Raw genomic sequence first — 20,877 nt, forward strand, 5'->3', positions numbered from 1 at the left:
GCTCATCAAAATTAGTCCCAATCTGCTGACCCCCAATGCCCCAATGTGAGCAGGGACACTGGCACCTCGAAAGCAGGAGCGACATTCCTACTTTGCAGAAACAGGACATTCTAACTTTGCGGCAATATCAGAAAGTCGCATAACATATCTTATGGAACTAAGTGATTGATTTTAAAAAATAAAGTGATAGGCAAGCATCCGTAGCCGATTACTCTTTTGGAAGCGCGTAGCGGATAATGCGCAGCGTCTCCTCGTCTTCAAGTGTCACTTCGAGGACTTGATTGACAAGATCCCCATCGTGATCGAGCTCGCGCAGAGCCTGTTCGAAAAGCTCCACTTGCATATCGAGATCCATGCCGGGCGGGCCGTTGAGGCAGACAAGTCCCGCATGGATGGCAACATTCGCATATTGTCCCTTGGTGCCGGGCTTGTCCTTCGGTCCTCGGAAATCAGCGGAGTTCTTGGTCACGAAAGTCCAGTCACCGTTGAGAACAGTTGGTTTGAGTTCCCAGTCCTTGAGGCCGGCGAGGCCGAGCCACACGACATGGCTGGCCTCGCCGTGACCCCTCTCATGCGCGATTTTGGTCAGTTCCGGGCTGAGGCATTCGTCGATCAGGAGCTTCATCCCGCCTTCCTGAGACGCGGGACGCGGTGATCGCGGATGATGACGGAGCCCTCCGGAAGGTCGGTGGCTGCTCGCGGCCGCCCGCGTGGTGGGTTTGCGTCCGCGTAAATGGTGGCAAGCCGGACCTTCCCGGCATCGATGCCGGGATAGGCCTCAAGTATGCGCTCGACGGTATGCCCCGCGCTGACGGATGCCGCGACATCATAGACTGGAACACGGGTGCCCTTAATGACCGGAGTGCCGCCGAGAATGTCCTGCGTGGTCGTGACGAGTTCGCGGGCGGCCGAAAGATCCGACAGCCGCTCGCTCGCGCTCTTCAGGAATGGCGCGAGGTCGATCGTGAGGAAGTCGTCGCGCATAGTCCAGTCTTCTTTCAACAACGCTGTCCATGCAAGCGAGCTGGCGCGCGCAAGCTTCGGCTCGAACGTCCTGATGGCAAATAGTCGTTCTTCCGATGTCAGGCGCTTGGCACTTTCGAAATAGAAGCTGATGAAGGAGCATGCCCCCGCCAGGACGCGTCGGCCGTTGTCCACCGAAACGAAGGCATCCGGCAGGATGCGTTCGTCGATCACTCGATTGACGTCGCGCAGGCTGACTCGCGAGACCACCGCAGCCTCCGTTGCCTTCAGCATTTCCGCAACTGCGGGCATGAGGCGCTCCCAATTAATTCTTCCGACGCACCGGAATATATATTAGCTACGTCAGCTTTTCAATGGGCAGGCACAGGACTGTCAACCGGCGCCCACCTCGGCAATCTCCATTTCGTCAGGAATGGTTTCATCGAATATGCGCCCCCAGTTGTTCGACCTGTCGCACTGGCTTCCAGACTTGGCTGCGGTCTTCGTAAGCGTTTTCAGGCGCAGGGCAGCCCTTGCGAAGTCCGTGTCGAGCGCGTGAGGCGCATCGCGGCCCGAACGGTCCGTTCTTGTCAAACTCCTCTTGACAGCAGGCATTGAGGATCGCCTGTCACGGCCGCTGGCTGCGGCGCCCGAGGCAGCAGACGCGTTTTTGCCGACAGGCTTTATCTCCTTGTCCGGTTCGCCCCTTTTGCTTTCAACCTCGCCGGTCCCGGCTTCTTCGCCAGCATACGCCACGGTCGTCGCCGGGACAGGTCGTTGCGGTAGGAACTCAGTTGCCGGCACATCCGGCAAATGGGCCTGTGAGAACCTCTCCATCTCGCGGAACGGCGCTGTTCGGAAAAAACGCAGCTTGTCGGCGAAGATCGGCCCCTGTCCCTCGGCCAGGATGACCATCTTGTCTCCCGGCATCTGCCGCACTTCCTGCGGCATCAAGAGATCGCGCTCCCTCAACTGCTCCACTTTGGTGCGGCGATGCAGGCCCATCAGTTCAATCGTGCGGGACTCGGTCTTGTAGCGGACGGTGCGCTTGCCCAGGCCCTCCGACACGGCCTCCGCCGTCACCTGGTCGTTGGCGCCGAAGACCAGCTGGTAGCCGCAATTGCCCATCAATGAGTGCCGGGATGTCTCGCCATAGATCTCGTCCAGGTTCTTCAGGTCCTGAATGACGAATGCCATCTTCACGTTGTAGCCAGCCACGTAGGGCAGTTTGGTCGTGATCTCGCTCATCTTCCTTAGCTGACGGAACTCGTCGAGCAGAAAATACACCGGCACCGAACGCTCCACGTGCCCGAGCATCAGCGTGTCAAGAGTTTGCTGCACGAACAGTGCGAGCAACGGCCGTAGTAGGGTGATGTCGGTGACATTGGGGGCGAGGTAGATCGAGATCGGGCGGCGCTTCAAAGCGCGCAGGTCCATGTCGGTCACCGATGTCGCTGCCACGACGCGCTCGTTGCGGAACGGCCGCAGGGCTTTCTGGATATCGAGGAGCGCAGACGCGGCGGCGCGCTCGGAGAGAGCGATGTAGGCGTTGAAGCTCTCTATCGTAAAACGAGACAGATAGGGCTCACGCTCCTTGATGAGCGACATCATCGCCTGCAGGTTTATGCCGCTGTTGAAGAAGGACGTGACCTCGCCGAGAGTGCGATGTCCCTTATAGAAGACGCTTTCATTTATGTAGCTGATTGCGCCGGCGATGACCTGCTGGGCGGTGGCCTGCCAGATCGAGTTCTCGGATTCGGTGACTTCCGGAACGAGGATAGCGGCGATGTTCTGGATGTCGGTGGTGCGGTCACCGCGGTCCGACCGAATGAAATCGAGCGGATTGTAGCGATGCGACCTTTCCGATCCTGGCGCGAACAGGAACACCTGGCTACCCTTCGATTTGCGATAGCCGGCAGTGCTGCGAAAAATCTCGCCCTTGAGATCGGTGACGATCATCGAGCCTTCATGCGAGAGCGCATTGGGGACAACGTAGCACGCACCCTTGCCCGAGCGTGTCGGCCCAATGATCAGGTGATGACGATCGTCGTCAACACGAAGTATTTGGCGACCGAAACGGCCGAGGATTTTCCCTTTCCTTTTGAACCATCCATCGCGGCGGAGCGTCATCGCGGTCTGGAATCGAGCGTCGCCGAGTGGGCTCGAGCGCGGTCGAAGGCCTGCATAAGCCATGATGCCGGCAACTAGCGCGGCTGGGAGAAGAGCACCCAGCGCCATAACGCGCAGGACGCCACTGTCGCCATAGGCGAGAAGCTGCTGAAATGGGGCAAACGGATTTGTGGAAATCGTTGCCTGCAGGATTCTCCCGTCCCCATAGAGCAGCTGCAAACCGAGCCCATAAGCCAGCAGCCAGACGGCAAAGGCGACGGTCAGGCAAAAGCCGAAATAGAAGACGCGGAGCGACCCGGTCATGGCGCATCCTCCCGGCCCCGCGCGAAGAAGATTTCAGAGACGCCGCGACGGCCCCCTTCCCTGCGCAGCTGGATCACGATTGGGATGACACTTTGGATATAGGAGATCAGGTCCACCTTTGGGTAAGCGGCCGATAAGCCTGACTGCATAACCATCATGGCAAGCTGCTCATAGGCGCCAAGCGGAGTGTCGGCATGCACAGTCGACATCGAGCCCGGATGACCCGTGTTGATGGCACGCAGGAACGCGAAGGCCTCCGATCCCCTCACCTCACCGACGAACAGCCGGTCCGGACGCATACGCAGCGAAGCCTCTAGCAACGACTGGATCGTCACGCTGGCCGTTCCCTGGTCGCCGCGGGATGCGAGCAGATGGACCGCGTTCTTCTGCGGCGGAAACAGTTCGCGGGTATCCTCCAGCGTGATGATGCGCTCATGCGGGTCAACGGTTTTGAGACAGGCGTTGAGGAAGGTTGTTTTACCGCTTGAGGTGCCGCCGCTGATCAGGATCGAGACGCGGTTGACGATCGCCGTGCGGATGAATCCGTAGATGTTCCTGGCCGAGAGCTGGTCGATCAAGGCTTGGTCGGTCTCGCTGAGTCCACCAACGGCGATCGCCACCTGATCAAGCGATCCCTGATCGCGATAGTCGTCGAGCGTGAAGTCGCTGATGACCTGCTTGCGGATCGATAGCGTGCCGCCGTCGGGCGCCGCAGGTGGCAAGACAATCTGGATGCGCTCGCCGGTGGGCAGTGCGGCACTGAGAATAGGATTTGCCGGGCTGACGAATTGGTTTGTGCTCGCCGCGACGCGTTCGCCGATATTGATGATCTCGGCCGTGGTGAGACTCGGGATCTCGTGGAGTTCCATGTGGGCAGTGCCGAGCCGCTCGACGTACGCCTGGCCCGGTCGGTTGACCGAGATCTCGACGACATCGCGATCGTTGAGAAACGCCTTCAGCGGAGCGAGCGCGCGATAGAGAAAATAGTGCCGATTGTTGGAGGCAAGTTCAGTTGAGACCGCGTTCACGACGGATCTCCTTTAGTGCCTCGGTGACGGGATCCTCGTACATGGCGGAAAAGTCGAGGTCCTGGCGGACGAAGACGAAGATGCGCTCGCCCTGGCTGACGCTGATCGTCGGTGGGATTCGCAAGGAGTCTCCCAATGCCTGGTTTGCCATGTCGGAGAAGGTCTGCGCGAGGGTCTCGCGGGCAAGTTTCTCCGCGTTCTGCGCATCGTCGTTATCCTCGGCCGCGGCCTCACTGCCGTAACCGGTCAGATAGCCAGCGCCAGCCCCGACGATCGAGAGCAGAATGGCCGCGCCGAAGCGTTCGCGGAATTTTTTGTCGACGCGCCCGGTCAGGCCGGCGCGGCCCAGGCTGTCGGAGCCGATCGAGTTCAGTCGCACTGACACGCCGTCATCGCGCAGCATGCGTGTCCAGACGACGAGGATCCTCGTCTGGCCGCGTGTGATCTCGGACTGGTACTCGCCAATGAGCCGGGTGCCGGTCGGGATCAGAATGCGTCGCCCATCAAAGGAATAGACGTCCTGAGAGACAATCGCCCTGACCTGGCCCGGGAGGTCGCTGACGATGGCCGCCTCCAAAATTCCAGGGATCAGCGTTCCTTCGGGAACGAGCGCGTCGATGCGTTCGATCCTTTTTGCCTTGGCACTACGGTCACCAATGCTGGATGCCGCGGCCAGAAACTTGCTGCTACGATCCTCGCCGGCGACAGTGAGCCCCTCCGCTTCGTTCCCGGTGAAATTGCCTTGCTGGCCGGCGGATGCATTGTCGACCACAACCAGTTTCGAGCGGAAGCGCTCGGGGAATTCTTCAACTGGCGCTTCGACCGCTTCCGGTGGCGGTGGCGTGCCGGGAGCAGGGGGTGGTGGCACTTCGAACTCTGTCGTATCGGCCTCTTCGGCAGAAGGTGCTGGCGGTGGCGGCGGAATCTGGACGATCTCCGGCGCCGGAGGTTCCGGCTCAGGCTCGCCCTCGCGCACGAAGGATGGAGGACGAAAGGTCGTGGTCGTGAATTCCTCGTCGCCATCGAGCATGTCGCGAGCCGGCTGCTCCCTGCCGGCAAGAACCAGATAGCCGGCGGCGAGGCCCAGCAAAAGCAACACCGCGCCACCGACGAGTTGCCCACGACGAACGGCTTTGTCGGCAATGACTGGATCGTCGCCCTGACCGAGGGCCTCGACCTCGGGGGAGCGTTTCATCAGTTTCCGCTCCGACGCCGATGCTTGGCCTTGTCATCTTCGACCGGCCCGAGGATTGCCGGATCGGGTGCAGCGAAATCGGGCTTTCTGAGATTGAAGATGCAGATCCATTGGTCGCCGTCCCGCAGCGTAAACTGGGTCGCCGTCCCGTCGACGACGATGTACTCCCCTTCCCTGCGAAAATTTCGAAGCGTTTCGGAAAAATCCGAGTTGACCGCAAAGACCGCCGGCATCCGCTGGTCGAACTTGAAGAAGGTCTTGTTGCCGTCGTCGAAGACCATTAGCGGCTTCAGGCGGGCATCGCCCGAGAACGAATAGTCGATGTTGACGTTGGCCTTGTCGATGCCCGAGATGTTCGGCCAGGCAGCTCTTTGTTCGGCCTCCTGCCGCAAGGCGGCGTTGAGGTTTTTCTCCGGATAGTGGAAGCGGATTCCAAAGATCTTGCGGCCGGCCTTGGGCGCGAAATCGTGGAGCTCGAGATAGTAAATGCGCTTGTCGGTGACGACGTTCATGTTCGTCACGACGTCCTTGGCGATCGGCTTGACGAAAAGGATGTTGCCCTTCTCGGCGGGGACGACCTGCCAGCTTTCCGTGTCGCCGAGCGAGATCGTCTCGAATTTTTCGTCCTCGTCAAAGATGATCATGGTCGAGATGCCGTAGGTGGCGAATACTTGGACGACGTTGTTTTCCTGGTAGGTGACGCTGGTCACGCGAGCATCGAGCGAGCCACCCTTCGGGGTCTGCGCGGCAAAAGCCGGCCAGAGGGAGCCGCATAGCATGAGCGCGGCCGTCCAGGAGCAGCCCCTCATTGCGCATCTCCGGGGGTGACCGTTTCCTGGTCCCGGCGGTAGGAGTAGACTTGGAAGCCGAGAGGGTTCTCGAAGCGCCATTCGTTGCGGACGGGCGTGTCGGTGTAGCGGAAGCGGACAACCGAGATCCAATGACGAACGATCGATTCCGTGTCGCTGCGCTCGTTTGTCGAAAAGCGCACGATTGCCGTGCTGGTGTTGGGGAACGTCACCGACTTGATATGGACGTCGACGTTCTTCAGTCGGCCATAGATCTTCGTGGGGTTCTGCGGATTGGCGGCACTGTAAAGGGCTTGAAGTTCGCGCGCCGGGTCGCCGGTCGACAGAAGTGCTGCGATCCCGAAATTCTCGGTGACGGCGTAGGGATCGTAGCCTTCGCGCTTGGTGATGAAGCGGACGACATTGCCCTGAGTGAGGGCAGTTTCCTCGGTCAGACTGGAAGGTCGCGTCAGCCCCGACTTTACCTCGAGGTAGCCGGTGGCTTTGTCGACAACGACGATGTACGGCTCGAAACTCTTCAGCGGCAGCATCAGCACCACGGCGAGCAGGCTGAGCAGGGCGATCCCGGCAAAGACGATCGAGAAGAACCAGGCGACGCGCGCCGAGCGCTTCGCCCGCTTGATGATCTCCTGCTCCCATATGTCGCCTTGCTGGAAGTAGGACCGCAGCGCGGATTCTGACTTGTCTGCCATCCCTGCCCTTTTCGTGCTGTACGGGATCCAAGATCAGCTTGGCGTCACGTCTGCCGAGGCGTGCCATTTGACATGATCGCGCGCTGCATGGAGGCGCCGGCGCCATCCTGCCGGGGTGAATGAAGTCGAGCCTGGACGCGATGTACGGCAGCCCGTGTCTGGCGTGCCGATTGCCCGATCGCTTCGCGGCCCCAGAAGATTCCTCGTGTGGTCATCTGCCGCGAACGAGGTCCGATCGGCGTCGCCAACCCGCCAGCTATGCCCTGAGCAAGGGATTGCACCTGGAGGAGAACGAAGCTGCCAGCAAGACAAAGCATGATGAAAGCAGCAAAGTCGCTGAGCTTCAGTTCGCGATTGCCGGAGATGCTGTCGATCGTGGTCAGCTCCGGTTCCATCGCAGCGATCAGGAATGCGGCGATCACGTAGACGAACAGCGGAATGATCGCATAGAGCAGCGATTGATTCAGCCATCCCATGGCGTAACTACGGGTCACATCGAAAAAGAAGCAGGCAATGAAGATTGGTGCAGTGCCGAGCAGCACCCACAGCACGACCTTGGCTAGCACGAGAATGCCCATTGCGATGGCGACGAACAGGCCGGCAAAAACCATGATGATCATGCCGATCAGGGCCGGCAGCACGGAGAGGTAACCAGCCTGCTCAGAGAAGGCGGAGGCGGCCGTGTTCGCGGTCTTCCAGATCTGCGATAGCCCATTCGTAGGTTCGGTCACGCCCGTGCCCGACGCCGCCAGGATGGCGCGGCCGGCTGCCTCGGGAACCGTCGTCAGCCAGTCGTAGACAAGATCGTTGAAGTTGGACCAGGAGGAGACCAAAAGGAGAATGGTCAAAACACGCGCCTGCCTGCCCACGACCTCAGCGACACTCAGGCGTGATGCTCCCAACAGGAGCTGTGCACCGTAGAAGAGGACGGCAAGGATGAAGAGCACGCGAAGCAGGGGTTCCAGGTCTTGGCCAAGGACCTCATAGGCGCTTCGCGAAAAGTTCTGCCCCGAAGCGTCAATTCGATCCAGCAGTTCGCCGATGAAATCGTCCAATGTCTTGCCCTATTCCTCTTGGGTGGACATAAAGTCCTGGATCGCCGCCAATGCTGCGGCCCTGTCTGCATTGACCGCAATCACCGGCCCGCAATCGTCCCCCGTGCTGGCGTAGCTCGACAGATTGGCCGGCCGTTTGCAGGGTGCCGTCTTCTCGCGCGGCGTGCCGCATCCGCTGGCGAGAAGGGCCAGCGCGAGCGCCAAAACGGTGGCGGTGCATTGCCAGCGTCTCATTCGTACTGCAGCGCTTTTTTGGTGTTCGACATGTCGGTCAGCTTGCGCTGGTTCTCGGCGTGCAACGACTGCACGCCGGCATTCAGTACGCCGATCATCTCGTTCAACGTCAGGCCCGTCTGGACCTGAAGCTGCGTATTCTGGTCGATCGATCCCTTGATGTCCTCAGCCTTGCCGATGTCGCCGCCGGCGGTTTCGAGTGCGGAACGGCGCGTTTCGACCGCAGCTTGAGAACCGGTGATCAGAGCCGAGACGCCCATGACCGTCTTCATGAGTTCCTCGTAGGATTTGTCGCTGGCAAGCGAGCTATTGTCCTTGCCCGACAGGGAGCGCACGAGTTGAAGACCGTTGATGAAAAGCGTCGCGGCTTCCACGACCTTGGGATCGAGCGATCCGAAATCGGCGATTCCGCTCTTCAGGATGCTGTCCAAGGACGGCATGGACGAGACGCTAAAACCGTTGCCGATCGCGATATCCTTCAGGGGGCCAGCGTCGCCGCCGCGGTCGCCGGTGACGGCCTTCAGGGTCTCCTCGACCGTCGTGAGGATTTCCTTGTTCGTATCGAGAATCTTGCCGGTCTTTTCGGCGGTGTCGCGCGCGACCGCGTAATTTGTCTTGTCGATGACCGGGATATCGGCTGCCGCTGGCGTCATGCCTGCGCCGATCAGAGTCAAGATTGCCAATGAACGTTTCATATCGATCTCCATCACTGAGTCTCGAGAAGCAGTTCCGTCTGCGCATCAATGGGTTGGACACATGCCTTTGCGTCGGCATCCCAAACGAAGCCTTCGCGGTCGTCGCAGAAGCCGGCCACCGGCCGATCGTCATCGTCGTTACCCGTCTCGTAACGGGTAGATTTGCTCGTTCCGGACAGGTCGCCCAGCGTCATGGCGTTGCTGGAATTGGTGAGATCGGCAAACGCCGTGGAGAGCAGGATCAGGCGGTTGATGAGCTCGATGTTCGTATTACGGGCACCCGAATTATGATCCCAACTCTCCTGGATCGTGCTGGAGCCCATGTCGCCGAGTTGCGACAGCCAGGACGTGACATCGCCGGACCCCTCCCCGATCGCCGCGGTCAGTCCCATTGCGTTCATGGTGCTGGTCCGTGCGCCCGCGTAGGCGCCGCCACCGCCATAGTTGAGCGGAATGCCGGACTTGTCCGAGCCGCCGAAGGCCGGAAGCCATTTTTGGGTTATGTTGGCGACATAGCCCTGCGTCTCCTCGAATGGTGGGAGGCCGCCATATTTGTTCACGTTGCCCGCGCCGGCGTTGTAAGCGGCAAGCGCCAGGGAGACATTGCCGTCGTACTTTCGAAGCTGCTGCTTGTAGTAGCGCGCGCCGCCGCGCAAATTCTGCTCGATGTTGTAGGGATCGACCCCGAGGTCACCCGCCGTTCCCGGCATCAGCTGGGCAAGGCCGATCGCGCCTGCTGGCGATTTGGCACAAGGGTTGAAGCGGCTTTCCTGATAGACGAGCGCCAGGAACTGGTTCTCATCGACGCCCTCCTCTCGGGCAATCCTGCGGACGAGGCCGGCGATCGCCGGATTGGCGTTGGCCGCGGCGACCGGATCATCCCTCCGGCCTGGCCGGTACATGGAGCAGGTGACGCTCCGATTGTTGACGTAGCGCTCCTCGTCGACCTTCTCGATCTCGCCGGTTTTCCGGTCGCGATCCTCGCGCTCATCGAGCACAGTGCCGTCGATGGTGGGGATATCGGCCAATGCAGGCGATGCTGCAAAGACCAGAACGATGGAAAGGCTTCTGATCATGCCGCTCGCTCCCAACCGCACAACACAGGCAACCAGTTCGCCGGATCGTCACCGAGCTGCGCGCGAAGTGCTGCACATTGCTCGATAGTCTCCTTGCGGCCGGACATCACGCGTACGAGATCCGGCATGGAGGTAAGGTCGAGCCTGGCGATGACGGAGTCGTTGCCGTGCTTGATCAAAAATGTCCGCCGCTCGGGCGGAGTGTTGCGAATGAAGGCGTACTCCTTGGCGGTCAGTCCGAAGCGCCGGATGTAACTTTCCTCGTCCGCACGCGGATTGGGAAAGTGCAGATTGGTCGCGGATTGCTCGATCAGCGTGTGCGATTGCGGCGAGCGTGCAATGTCAGCTGCGGATTGGGTCCCGAACCCGACGATCCCGTTGAGCTTCCGGATCGTCTTCATTTTGTCGACGATGTAGTTGGAGAAGATGGGATCCTGGAGAAGTTTCCAACCCTCATCCATGAAAATGAGCACGGGCTCGCCGGTCAGCAGCTCGTCCAGCCGATGATAGAGGTACATCAGCGCCGGCGTGCGTACCTCCGCGTTGTCGAGGATGTGCGTCATGTCGAAGCCGAAAATTCGGCGGCCCGAGAACGATAAAACGTCCTGCGACGCATTGAAGAGCCAAGCCTTCTCGCCCTCGAACCATGGACGCAGACGTGACTGGAGATCGTTGGCGTTGGAGCGCGCGCGACCCATCAACAGGCCGGAAAGATTGGCGAGCGTGCGCTGTTCGACCGGCTCCTGGCAGATGCGCCCGATCGCCCGCTCCAGCGTATCGTCTTCTTCCTGGCTGAACCCGTGGCCGTCGGTGGTATCGAGCATGGCCTTGAGGAGCCGATGCAGGAATTCGCGATTTGTTGCGGTGTTTTCCAGTTGCAGTGGATTGAAGCCGGTGGCGATGCCGGGCTGGAGCACTTCGTAGTCGCCGCCGACGGCACGAATGAAGATTTCGGCGCCGCGGTCCTTGTCGAAGAAGACGGCTCGCGGCTCAGGCGATATCCGGAAAGCCTGAGCAAGCAGGAAGGTCAGCGCAACGGTCTTGCCTGAACCGGTAGGGCCGGTCACCAGAAAGTGTCCGATGTCGCGCTGATGGAAGTTGAACCAGTACGGCGTCTGCGAGGTCGTTTCGAGGATCGAAATCGGCAGTCCCCAATGGTTGCCACGAAACGAGCCGGTCGCGAAATTGTGCAGCGACGAGAAGCCGGAAAAATTTGCGCTCGACAGCATGCAGGAGCGGGCGATGTAGGCGTGGTTGCCCGGCAGTTGCGCCCAGAACGAGGCCTCCATGTTGAGGTCCTCGCGCAGCCAGTTGATGTTCATGTCGGTCAGACAGGAGCCGAGTTCGGCGACGGCCTTGTCGAGGCCACCGAGGTCGCGCGACAGGCACAACAGGCTAAAATGGTGATAGCCAAAGACGGCTTCCTGGTTGAGCAGGCTGTTCAGTGCGAAATCGATATCGGTCTCGACGGTGCTGCCCGATTCGTCCGATGCGTGAATCTGACGTTGGAGCCGCGAAATACGCTCCTGCGCGATCGGCTTGTCGGCAAGAGTGAACGACTGGGTGCAGATGAACTCGTGGTTCATCTGCAGGAGCCCATCGAGCATCCCAGGTCCGGAAAACGGGGGATACTCCTTTATCGACAGCATCGCGCCGAAGCGGTTTTCCGCCTCGGTCGGACCCTGTGCTTGCAATGTCCGCTTCGAGAAATGCAGACGCGACGTACCGACATAGCCGCGGATACTCATGCGGGGCAGGCGCATCTCGCGCGCGACGCCGCAGGTGAGCAGCGTGTTGATGAAGGCGCAGGGTTCCGAGTACGGCTCGGCGTCCCGGTAGACGACGCCGAGCGGACGCGCGCCGTACTTTTGCAGCTCACGCGTGACGTTGCCCACGATCTCTTCGAGTTCATTGATGCGTTCGTGCAGCCGCTGCTCAAGGACTTCTCTGCCGGAGGACCGGTCGAGTAGTCGAGAAAAACCTTCGGCGGCACCTAGCGCGCCACGCATCCCTGATCGGATGATCGTGAGATAGAGTTCGTTGGTGAACATGCGCTTGTCGCGCAGCGACGCGATGTAGCGGGTGTTCAGAAGATCGCAGAACGGGTTCGAGAAGGTCCCACCGAGCGAGGGCTTGACCTCCTTGCGGATCACCGTCGACCAGAGCGAATAGCGGCTCGAGCCGAGCGCGCGGATCAGCGTGTTCTGGACGGTCGCACGCATATTGAGCTCGGCTTGGTCCTCCGTCTGGAAGAACAATCCGTCCAGCTTGATCACCGAAAGGATTGCCCCGCTTTCGAGGCCGATCACGTTGTCCGCGACATGACGCAAATACGGAATGTGGGTCGACATTGGCCGCTCTCGGCGACGCTCGCGTCCGAATCCCAACTCTTCGGCGACGACGTTCAACATGGTCAGGGTCCGTACGAGTTCGTGCGCCAAAAAAGCCTGTTGGGCCTCCGCGGTGTGCGTCGGCCGACCACCTGGGCAAGATCAAGGATCCGGATGTCGCGACTGCAGAAGGCGAAGAGCGCGAGGTAGATCACCGGCGCGATTAGCGCCGACCAGAAGCTCCCGCTGACCAGAAAGGCAATCAGCATCACGCCAACGATTATGTAGAAGGCATTGAGCGGGATCCCCCACATCATTGGCGGTCGTGTGAGGCCGATCACAAGCGGCGTCAGATGGGGTTTTTCGTCGGTGAACTCGACCATGGCTCACTTCCCTACGGCCGCGATCATCTCGTCCACGATCGCCGGCGCGCCAAAGACAAGGCCGATGCCAAGCACCACCGCGCCGGCAGTGAACCAGGACAGACGTCCGGCGAAAGCGAGGAAACCGAGCGCGATCACCGCGATGATGGCGAGAAGCCGTCCGAACGGCCCGGTGATGAAATCCACGATTATCTGAACTGCGGTTTCCAGCGGCGCAAAGGCACCAGAGGATTGCGCGAATGCCGGCTCTGCGAACACCAGGCAGATGGAGAGCATCGTGACGAATGCTATCGGAATTGGTACTGGCCGAGCTGCGAGCGAATAGGAAACGTCGTTCATGGTGACCTCCGACTAGAAATGCATGACCCCGCCGACCCATTGGCGGCGTTTGCGCGACGTGATGACTCCCGCTGCATGCGACGACGGCCGCGGATTGTCGGCTCCGCTATGCGGTTCAGCTGCCGTCGCGCCGTTGCCCTCAAGGCCCACCTCGATGTTGAGAACCTTGGCGACGTATGCGATCGTTTCCTTGAAGGGCGGAATTCCGCCATGCTCGCGCACGCGTCCCTCGCCGGCGTTGTAGGCAGCGGCGACGAGAAGCGGATTGCGGAATTCGTCGTCTAGCTCGCGAAGGTAGCGGACCCCTCCATCGATATTCTCTTCCGGATCGCAGATATCGGTCACACCGAATCGCTCGGCTGTCGCCGGCATAAGTTGCATCGGTCCGCGCGCGCCTTTGGGCGAATTGCGCAGCCGATCGAGCCGGCTTTCGGCGGTCACAACCGCGACGGCGAAATCCGCATCGACATTGTGCCGCTCTGCCGCCTCGACCACGAGGCGCGTGATTTCAGCTTGTGTCGCGGGCGATGGACCGCACTCAAGCGCGTCAGGCTGAATGCCACTATCAAAATGACTGTCGTCGAATTCGAACCCGACGACCCCGGCTGCTGGCATTCCGATCAACTTGGCCGCCCGGTTTTGAGGAACAAACTGACCACCCTCCCCCAGCACATAGTCGTCGGGCAGCCGCGCCCAACGTGCTTCGGTCACTGTGGCAGCTGAGGACGAAACACCATTCTTTTGCGCATTTTTACCAGTGTCGCTTGGCTGGAGAGACGTGGCTGTGGACAATTCGGAGGCCAGTGTTACTTCGGCTGGCGTGACGCATACGCTCGTGAGGATTGTCACCGCCAAGAGAGCCGTTATCGACGGTGATTCCACTTGCCTCGCCATTGGCCGTATCCAAAACCTTGTCACGACAGATGCTGACATGGTTAGGCGAGAGAAAAAACAATGTCAATTTAATTGTGATTTTTTCTTGCAAAAAGGAGGTACGCAGTTCAATGTCGACCAATGTGACAACCTGGAGGCGACTGAAAATGAAGCGAGCGGTCGGTTGCGTGGCAGCGATCAGCGCATGCTTGCCGGCCTATGCGGCCGGGCCAGTGGACGAAGCCTATGTCCGATCATTGGCCGCGCCCGGAAAGTCTGTCTTGGTCATGGAGTACTATGACGGCCAAGGGAAAGTATCGGAGCGCAAAGGCTTTGCGTCAGCTTCCGGGTTTAAGGCCGTCTCCGCCACCGACTTCCAGGTAGACGCCAATCTGACAGTTCATCTGTACGGCATCGAGCCGTGCAATGGCGACATGGTCAATCGCAAGGAGGGGTTTGCCGGGTCCTGTAACGACTATGCTCGCCAGGGTCTGGCGACGTTGCTCCAGTCGCCACGTGTGATCTACTGCCGCGCCTTTGTCAGCGAGACCGGCGCGCGGGCGCAGGACGCAACCTGCTACGGCTACTACAATTATCCGGGCAGCGTCGACTCGATCGACATGTTCGAGGAGCAACTGGTCTCGGTCGGCAGCCACCGCATAACAAAAAAACCTGACGGAACACCTCTAAGAGCCGACCTGAAGGAGGCCGAAAACATCGGTCGGCGTGGCTACGGCATGTGGGCGGATCCAAGGGTTGCAGGACAATGAGGACTCCTGCCCTCTTCCTGTCGCTGGCCGTCGGTTTGACGCCGGCAACGGCCGCACCGCCGGAGGGTTACTTCGAACTGAAACCAGGTGTGACGCTTGAAAGCGGAGACAGCTGGCAGGATAGTGGCCGACACTTCCGCCTCTTCGGCGTGCAAGCCTGTCTGCGTGGAACAGCCTATACCGATAAGGCGGGCGTTCGCCGCGACTGTGGCGAGGCCTCCCTGGCCGTGCTAGCGGCCTACATAGCAGATACCCATCCCGTCTGTGCGCAGGTCGCGCAATCGGCCGGAACAGTCTTTGCATCCTGCTATGCAACGATCGGGAGAGACCGGCTGGATCTCGCCAATTTGATGATCTCCTCCGGCTTTGCCTTCGCCTCCCTAGACGAGCGCGGCCTGCCCCACCACACGCCCTACGCCGTGATGGAGCAGGCCGTGCGGGAAAAGAAGGTCGGCCTCTGGCAATTCGACGATGTCCAGCACCCTGCGCTCCTGCTCGGTCAGCGTGCTGCCGATGGAGGGGCCTCACCATGACGTCGGCTGCCGTCAGATCGAGAGTCGCGGCTCTACTGATGACCGCCCTGCCCTATCCGGCCCACGCAGCGGACATCCTGCACGTTCAAAAACGGTCTTCCGCCGGAGCGGGATCGGTTTCCGAAATGAGTGAGACAAAAAGAATCTCCGGCCGGACATCTGTCATCGATGGCCAAACGCTTTGGTTCCCGACGGGCCGGCAGAAGGTGCGCCTGGCGTCGATCGATGCCTGTGCGTTGCCGCAATGGGCCTACGATCCTCGCCGCCCTGGCGAAAGCGCAATCCCGAAGCCGGTGCCGTGCGGCCCTCTGGCGAAGGCGTGGTTGAAACGCACGGTTGGCAGCGCCCAAGTGACCTGTATCGGTCGGGCGTATGATTCCAATGGCACCCTCCTCGGCTATTGCACGGTACGCAGCCGCGATCTGGCCCTGGAGATGGTGCGCGTCGGCTGGGCCCGCGTGAACTCGGCGGCGCCAGCCGAATATCTGACCTGGCAGAACTACGCCATGTCAGCCCGGTACGGGATGTGGGCAACTTATGTGCTCGATATGCCGGAGTGGCGGCGCAAAGCGCTGGACCGGACGCTCGCAAGACGTCCGATCGCTGATTTCAACCTGCTTGCCGAACGTGAAAGCGAAATTTCGCCGCCGTTCGAGGAGGCACGCAGGCGTCCGAAGCAAACAGACCGATAGGTTGATCGAAGGAGACGCGCTCATGAACCGGGTCAAGCTGATCACGACAGCGACAATCCTTTGCGCGGCAACGTGGACATCGTTCGTGGGCCGTGCCGCGGCGAGCGAATGGGGGTGTGAAGTGCTCCTGTGCGCATCGTCGTCGAGCCCGGGCTGGCGCGGCGTGCCGGCGTGTCACCCTCCGATGGTCCGATTGATCTCAGCAATGAACAGGCCGGGGTTTTTGTGGCCAACATGCCCCGAGGCTGGAACTGGCCGGCCCGGCTACGAGGTATATGACGAGTGTCCGGAAGGATGGAGCGTCGGGTCAAGCGGGCACGATTATCGCACTGGCATGAGAGATGTCTGTATTCGGGTTCGCAGTAGCTGTCCGTCGGCTTACGGCGGTCGCGATGGTTGCCAGGAAACCACTACTATGCCCCGGCCGCTGCGACACGATCCGTACTACTTCGACATTCGCGATGATGAGGGCGACCTCACGCGACACTGGTTCAATCTGCGGAGGTGAGGTCGCACAGGCCACTCATGCCGACGTTGGCGTCGTGACCCTGCGTCCCTGAATAGCACCCGAAGCCGATCTGATTGCCTCGTAGGAGCAGTTGACGCACCTGACTTTGCGTACTCGCAAAGGCGCTGGATAGGCATAAAATTGCGGCCATAGACACGCAAGTCTAGTCATCTAATCGATGTTTAGGCAGTGTCGATCGTGCCCGGGCGACATCTGCCGATGTCAGCGATCGAGGCTGAGCAATTATCACGGCTGTCAGATAGATAATCTTGGCTTCTAGTTCCCAGTCGGTTCTTGGCCGCCAGTCGACGACGCTCCGCAAAAGCAGGCGCTCCAGCATCCTCGCAAGTGCGGCGCTGCATGGCAGGACCGCGAATTGAAGCACCAAATTGTGAGACGACCGACGCGCTGCTGCGAGTTGATTTACGAAACTCACTACACGGCGATGGCGCTGGATACACTTTGGTTGCGACCCAAGTTCGCGATTGACGGAAGAGCCGGCAATAGCCATGCGTCGTCTCCTCGGCGGTTGACGCATAGCCGAGGTGTTCAACGTTCGAGCGGCTTATGCGCTCGCGGATAGTAGGGGCTGATCGCGGAATCGAATGCGAAGATATGTGAAGTGCTGCGAAGGGTATGTTTCATCGCCGCGGCTGCGCAACAATTTCGTCACAAAACGGTAATGACGGCCGGCCGAGCAGATTGCCGTGCACCTCGTCGTCTGTTGGCCATCAACGCAGAATCGTTTTGCGGAAATTTTTCCGAAACTACGTCTGCAAGCCAGCCTGCGCAAACAAAGACAGCCTGCCGAAGACCTTGCACCAAAATTGATACTCCTGGGCATTTCCGTCGAAATGCGCGTTCAAGGCGCGCCAGGCGACAGCCGTCATGGCGTTGGAACCGTACAGGTCGATGGCATTGGAAGTTGCTTCGTCGATCTCGCCACATCCGCCCTCAGCGGGGCCGTTCGCTCCGGAGGAAACCAAAGCAATTTGTTTTCGTTCGCGCATGCCAAAACACTCCCGCAGGCTAGCCGGCGAGTTGCAGCATTGCGCTGCAGCCGGACGTTACAACCCACGAAAGTAGGCCACGATCATCTGTGCAGCCGTGCTGCCTCGTGTCGTCCCTGGCTGGCAGTGCGGAAACCTGCGTTCGCGTCCGCATTGTGTTGCGCGCAATCATACTCGCAGGGCCTGCGGCAAAGAACAAGCGTTCTCGGCCGTTATCGCGCGGCTGTCGAATCTTGACGCGAAAACGACCAGGGCAACGCTGGAGATTCTTGGGGCGATGAATGTTCCTGAAGGTGCGGTCTCCAGCGCCGGTCAGGGCGCTGCTTCGGCAAGTGCTCTGAGCCGAGCGATATGTTCATGGCAGACCGTCTCGGCAATTTTCTGGAGTTCGCGGGTCCGTTCCCCGAGCCAGGCTAAGGCCTCTTCACTGATCTGGTAATGTTTGGAGTAGCGCGCCTTCACGTAGGCTTCGTCCAGAGTGTTGAACCAAGCGCGATAGCGCTGCTGGTCGCGCGGCCAAGCGGCAACCAGGCGATTGTCCTGATCCTCTGCAAGAGCTCGCAGAAAATTAAGTTTGTGAGAGGGGGGACTGTAGCCAGTAAGCGCCAAAAGCACGGTGGCATAAGTTTGTTCGATTGCTTGGTGGAGCGAGAATGCCGCTCCGTTGCGCCACTCTGCATGTTCCCCAGACTGCCGCAGTTGAAACGCCCACGTCTCTAGCCACATCCGAGCGCCAGGGTATCTTACACTGAAGTAGTCCTGCGCAATGCGCAGTGTCTGTTCCGGATTTCGAGCCGTGGATTTTTCTAACGGTTCGTCATCGAGTTCATACAAGACGACGCCCTGTCCACGTATGTCGATGAAGAAATACTGATGGTTGCGGATTGCAGTATTTACAAAGCGTCGGCTGTGCACGATGAAGCTCGTCGGCGTTTGGATCTGTCGATCACGTATGAGCCGATCCTTTGCTTTGTACCAATAGGCAAAGTCGGCGAGCTTGTTGTTGTTGACGACGATGAGAAGGTCGTAGTCGCTGCGGTAGCCCTTCATCGTATGGGGTTCGTCAACCCAATCGCCCCGGGCGTACGAGCCAAAGAGGATGATTTTCAGAATCCTGCCGCTCTTTTTCCATTCCGCAGTCGTTTCAGCCAGCGCGTCCTCGAATTCCGCGTGGAGAATTTCGACGACTCTGGCGAGTTCGGCCTGCTTGTTGTCTGGCAGGTGGTCGATGCTGGTTCTCATGAGGGGACTCAGATCAAATTCGAAGCAAGATGCCAAGCAGGCGCGCGAGGAGTGGGGTAGCAGATGGTACCGAATTCGAAACGGCATGACCAGAGATGAGTTCATGTTTTGTTCCGAAGCGCCGACGGATCGAACCAACTCGCTTTTGGTTTGATGCACGCCTTCTGTTATCTTTTTGGCGATCCAGCCCCGTGCCGAAAGACCGTTCCGTTTGAAACCGATCGTCGTCATATTTTCCCAAGACACTCAATTTTATCTCATGCTCAGCCACATCCTGGAGGTTGACGGCTTCGCAACGGCCCCGGTCGTTGCGGTCGACGATGCGCTGGAATTGGCACATTCCAGCTCTGTAGGGGCGATCCTTCTCGATTGTCGCCAGGGGAACCAGATCTCTGAGGCTGCCGCATTGCTAAAACGGAATCCGGCGATCCGTGATGTGGAAATCGTGGCCTTGCTCGCTCCAGGGTCGGAAGATCAGCAATTCGACCTCATCAAAGCCGGAGTGAGCGAGAGGTTCGTCAGCCCGTATGTTCCGCGCAAGTTGCTTGATTTTCTGCACGAAACTCTGAGGGGGCGTCCCGGATATCAAGACGCCCAGTTTCGCGACACGGTGGTCTACGGCGATGTGGAGATAGACAGACTGTTTCACCGGGTGCGGATTGGCGGCGCGGAGGTTCCTTTCGGCCCGATCGAGTACAAGATATTGAAGCACCTTGTCGAATATCCTGGCAGGGTATTCAGCCGGAATGAACTCATCCGCGTGGGCTGGGTCGAAAGCTCTGATGTCGATAGCAGAGCCGTTGATGTGCACGTAGGGCAGCTAAGGCGGCTTCTGCGACTGCATTCCAGTGTCGTTTCGATTCGGACCGTCAGGCTCGCCGGTTACGCACTGAACGAATTATCTGCGTAGCATCAAGAAGTATGTTTTATCTTTCGGTTTTATTTTATAATATTCAGCTTTTCCTTATAGAATATTGTGCAGGCAGTATTGCATTTCGTATATGTTGCGAACCAGGTGCTACTAAATATTTTCATTACAATTCTTATTCTAATTACAATTGCAGCCCCCTCCGCCGCATCGGTAAATGACAAGCTGCCACGATGGCATGATTGCGGCACCTTGGAGAGAACGGATGACTATTCCCATTGGGCGGGGCCAGGCAACTGCGCACCATGGAGAGTTGGTGCAGGGGATCTTCGAGTGTGAAGATGCGATTTTGCGGCGCGGATTGGTTTCCCTGCCTTGCCGTAAGTTCAAGTCGAAGGCCGTCTTCAGTCCGACGGAAACGCCAACGATCAATGTCACGCCAATCGCCTGCGTAAAGGCACTTCGCGCCGCCGAGCTCACGCTGTCGTTCCTTGGGGCCAACTCGTCCGGCGGCCATCTGAGCATCGAAAGCGACGTGCCGATAGCTCGAGGCATGGGCTCCTCCACAGCAGATGTTGTTGCCGCGATCCTTGCGGTTCATCACAGTCTGCACAAGGAGCCGAACCTGCACGACGTGATGCGTCTGGCTGTCAGTGCGGAAATGGCCTGTGACTCCACTGCGTTTACGCAACAGGCGGTTCTATTTGCTCAGCGTGATGCGGTTGTCATCGAGGCGTTCCGCAGGGCATTGCCGCCGATCGACCTTGTAAGCGTCGACGCCGATCCAGGGTCGACGGTTGGGACGCTTGAGTTCGAGCCTGCAAGGTACAATTCGGTTGAGATCGAGCAGTTTCGGGTCATCCGGAGCCTGCTTCGCCGTGCGGTAGACACTGCCGATCTGAACCTTCTCGGCCGCGTCGCCACTGCCAGTGCCCGTATCAACGAACGATTTCTTCCGAAACCAAGGCTGGTCGAGATCGAAAGCATCGGAAAGAGGTTTGGAGCACTGGGGATTCAGGTCGCCCATAGCGGGACGGTCGTCGGGCTCATGTTCGATCCAAATGCGCCCGCGTCATCGGCGAACATTGAGCAGACGCTTCTTGCACTGCGGCGATCCGGTTTCGAAGCAAGTTTCCTAAGCAGCTGAAA

22 protein-coding genes are annotated in these 20,877 nt (G+C 59.5%); 5 read left to right on the top strand and 17 right to left on the bottom strand.

The features are described 5' to 3' along the window. Positions 1 to 208: 208 nt before the first annotated feature. The 15 genes from ACH196_RS31015 to ACH196_RS31085 all read right to left on the bottom strand — a co-directional run bounded on the left by ACH196_RS31015 (position 209) and on the right by ACH196_RS31085 (position 14,081). Positions 209 to 625 carry a DUF5615 family PIN-like protein gene (locus tag ACH196_RS31015; RefSeq protein ID WP_396650705.1) on the bottom strand — a complete coding sequence of 139 codons (417 nt, stop codon included), beginning with the start codon at positions 623 to 625 and terminating at the stop codon, positions 209 to 211. Next, on the bottom strand, positions 622 to 1,275 hold the full coding sequence (locus ACH196_RS31020; RefSeq protein WP_396650706.1) for a DUF433 domain-containing protein: 654 nt from the start codon (positions 1,273 to 1,275) through the stop codon (positions 622 to 624). The genes ACH196_RS31015 and ACH196_RS31020 overlap by 4 nt, the downstream gene beginning before the upstream one ends. Before the next feature lie 81 nt (positions 1,276 to 1,356). Beyond that, positions 1,357 to 3,396 (bottom strand): type IV secretory system conjugative DNA transfer family protein, encoded by a 2,040-nt coding sequence (locus tag ACH196_RS31025; RefSeq protein WP_396650707.1) that lies wholly within the window; start codon positions 3,394 to 3,396, stop codon positions 1,357 to 1,359. Continuing rightward, positions 3,393 to 4,424, bottom strand: a complete 1,032-nt coding sequence (gene virB11, locus ACH196_RS31030) for a P-type DNA transfer ATPase VirB11 (protein WP_396650708.1) — start codon at positions 4,422 to 4,424, stop codon at positions 3,393 to 3,395. The genes ACH196_RS31025 and virB11 overlap by 4 nt, the downstream gene beginning before the upstream one ends. Then, a complete protein-coding gene (gene virB10, locus ACH196_RS31035; protein ID WP_396650709.1) occupies positions 4,405 to 5,619 on the bottom strand; it encodes a type IV secretion system protein VirB10 in 1,215 nt (404 codons plus the stop codon). The genes virB11 and virB10 overlap by 20 nt, the downstream gene beginning before the upstream one ends. Continuing rightward, the gene (locus tag ACH196_RS31040) at positions 5,619 to 6,428 is read right to left on the bottom strand and encodes a TrbG/VirB9 family P-type conjugative transfer protein (RefSeq protein ID WP_396650710.1); all 810 of its coding nucleotides are present in this window, start codon (positions 6,426 to 6,428) and stop codon (positions 5,619 to 5,621) included. Before ACH196_RS31040 ends, virB10 begins: the two co-directional genes overlap by 1 nt. Continuing rightward, entirely contained in the window at positions 6,425 to 7,120 is a 696-nt protein-coding gene (locus ACH196_RS31045) for a virB8 family protein (protein ID WP_396650711.1), read from the bottom strand. The genes ACH196_RS31040 and ACH196_RS31045 overlap by 4 nt, the downstream gene beginning before the upstream one ends. Positions 7,121 to 7,164: 44 nt before the next feature. Then, positions 7,165 to 8,175 (bottom strand): type IV secretion system protein, encoded by a 1,011-nt coding sequence (locus ACH196_RS31050; protein WP_396650712.1) that lies wholly within the window; start codon positions 8,173 to 8,175, stop codon positions 7,165 to 7,167. Positions 8,176 to 8,184: 9 nt separating this feature from the next. Then, complete coding sequence (locus ACH196_RS31055) at positions 8,185 to 8,409, bottom strand: hypothetical protein (RefSeq protein WP_396650713.1); 225 nt, start codon at positions 8,407 to 8,409, stop codon at positions 8,185 to 8,187. Continuing rightward, positions 8,406 to 9,104 (bottom strand): type IV secretion system protein, encoded by a 699-nt coding sequence (locus tag ACH196_RS31060; RefSeq protein WP_396650714.1) that lies wholly within the window; start codon positions 9,102 to 9,104, stop codon positions 8,406 to 8,408. Before ACH196_RS31060 ends, ACH196_RS31055 begins: the two co-directional genes overlap by 4 nt. Before the next feature lie 11 nt (positions 9,105 to 9,115). Further along, positions 9,116 to 10,180 carry a lytic transglycosylase domain-containing protein gene (locus ACH196_RS31065; RefSeq protein ID WP_396650715.1) on the bottom strand — a complete coding sequence of 355 codons (1,065 nt, stop codon included), beginning with the start codon at positions 10,178 to 10,180 and terminating at the stop codon, positions 9,116 to 9,118. Continuing rightward, a complete protein-coding gene (locus ACH196_RS31070) occupies positions 10,177 to 12,591 on the bottom strand; it encodes a VirB4 family type IV secretion/conjugal transfer ATPase (RefSeq protein WP_396650716.1) in 2,415 nt (804 codons plus the stop codon). Before ACH196_RS31070 ends, ACH196_RS31065 begins: the two co-directional genes overlap by 4 nt. Before the next feature lie 2 nt (positions 12,592 to 12,593). After that, on the bottom strand, positions 12,594 to 12,893 hold the full coding sequence (locus ACH196_RS31075) for a type IV secretion system protein VirB3 (protein WP_396650717.1): 300 nt from the start codon (positions 12,891 to 12,893) through the stop codon (positions 12,594 to 12,596). Between the two features lie 3 nt (positions 12,894 to 12,896). Next, on the bottom strand, positions 12,897 to 13,232 hold the full coding sequence (locus ACH196_RS31080; protein WP_396650718.1) for a TrbC/VirB2 family protein: 336 nt from the start codon (positions 13,230 to 13,232) through the stop codon (positions 12,897 to 12,899). Between the two features lie 12 nt (positions 13,233 to 13,244). Beyond that, complete coding sequence (locus tag ACH196_RS31085; protein WP_396650741.1) at positions 13,245 to 14,081, bottom strand: lytic transglycosylase domain-containing protein; 837 nt, start codon at positions 14,079 to 14,081, stop codon at positions 13,245 to 13,247. A gap of 191 nt (positions 14,082 to 14,272) precedes the next feature. On the opposite strand from ACH196_RS31085, the gene ACH196_RS31090 reads away from it, so the two are divergent. The 3 genes from ACH196_RS31090 to ACH196_RS31100 are packed head-to-tail and all read left to right on the top strand — an operon-like array spanning position 14,273 to position 16,100. Next, the gene (locus ACH196_RS31090) at positions 14,273 to 14,875 is read left to right on the top strand and encodes a hypothetical protein (protein ID WP_396650742.1); all 603 of its coding nucleotides are present in this window, start codon (positions 14,273 to 14,275) and stop codon (positions 14,873 to 14,875) included. Next, positions 14,872 to 15,408 carry a thermonuclease family protein gene (locus tag ACH196_RS31095; RefSeq protein WP_396650719.1) on the top strand — a complete coding sequence of 179 codons (537 nt, stop codon included), beginning with the start codon at positions 14,872 to 14,874 and terminating at the stop codon, positions 15,406 to 15,408. The genes ACH196_RS31090 and ACH196_RS31095 overlap by 4 nt, the downstream gene beginning before the upstream one ends. 38 nt (positions 15,409 to 15,446) lie before the next feature. Then, positions 15,447 to 16,100: a thermonuclease family protein gene (locus ACH196_RS31100; protein ID WP_396650720.1), complete on the top strand. Its 654-nt coding sequence runs from the start codon at positions 15,447 to 15,449 to the stop codon at positions 16,098 to 16,100. A 1,275-nt stretch (positions 16,101 to 17,375) separates the two neighbouring features. On the opposite strand, the gene ACH196_RS31105 is transcribed toward ACH196_RS31100, so the two are convergent. Together ACH196_RS31105 and ACH196_RS31110 are read right to left on the bottom strand one after the other, a co-directional pair. After that, positions 17,376 to 17,618 (bottom strand): hypothetical protein, encoded by a 243-nt coding sequence (locus ACH196_RS31105; protein WP_396650721.1) that lies wholly within the window; start codon positions 17,616 to 17,618, stop codon positions 17,376 to 17,378. A 312-nt stretch (positions 17,619 to 17,930) separates the two neighbouring features. After that, on the bottom strand, positions 17,931 to 18,860 hold the full coding sequence (locus tag ACH196_RS31110; protein ID WP_396650722.1) for a nucleotidyltransferase and HEPN domain-containing protein: 930 nt from the start codon (positions 18,858 to 18,860) through the stop codon (positions 17,931 to 17,933). A gap of 211 nt (positions 18,861 to 19,071) precedes the next feature. Between ACH196_RS31110 and ACH196_RS31115 the strand changes: the two genes are divergently transcribed. Next, complete coding sequence (locus ACH196_RS31115; protein WP_396650723.1) at positions 19,072 to 19,770, top strand: winged-helix domain-containing protein; 699 nt, start codon at positions 19,072 to 19,074, stop codon at positions 19,768 to 19,770. A 223-nt stretch (positions 19,771 to 19,993) separates the two neighbouring features. Beyond that, positions 19,994 to 20,875, top strand: coding sequence for a GHMP kinase (locus ACH196_RS31120; RefSeq protein WP_396650724.1), 882 nt, complete (start codon positions 19,994 to 19,996; stop codon positions 20,873 to 20,875). The last annotated feature ends 2 nt before the right edge of the window (positions 20,876 to 20,877 follow it).

The organism is Mesorhizobium sp. IMUNJ 23232, assembly GCF_044326205.1.
Taxonomy (GTDB): Bacteria; Pseudomonadota; Alphaproteobacteria; order Rhizobiales; family Rhizobiaceae; genus Kumtagia.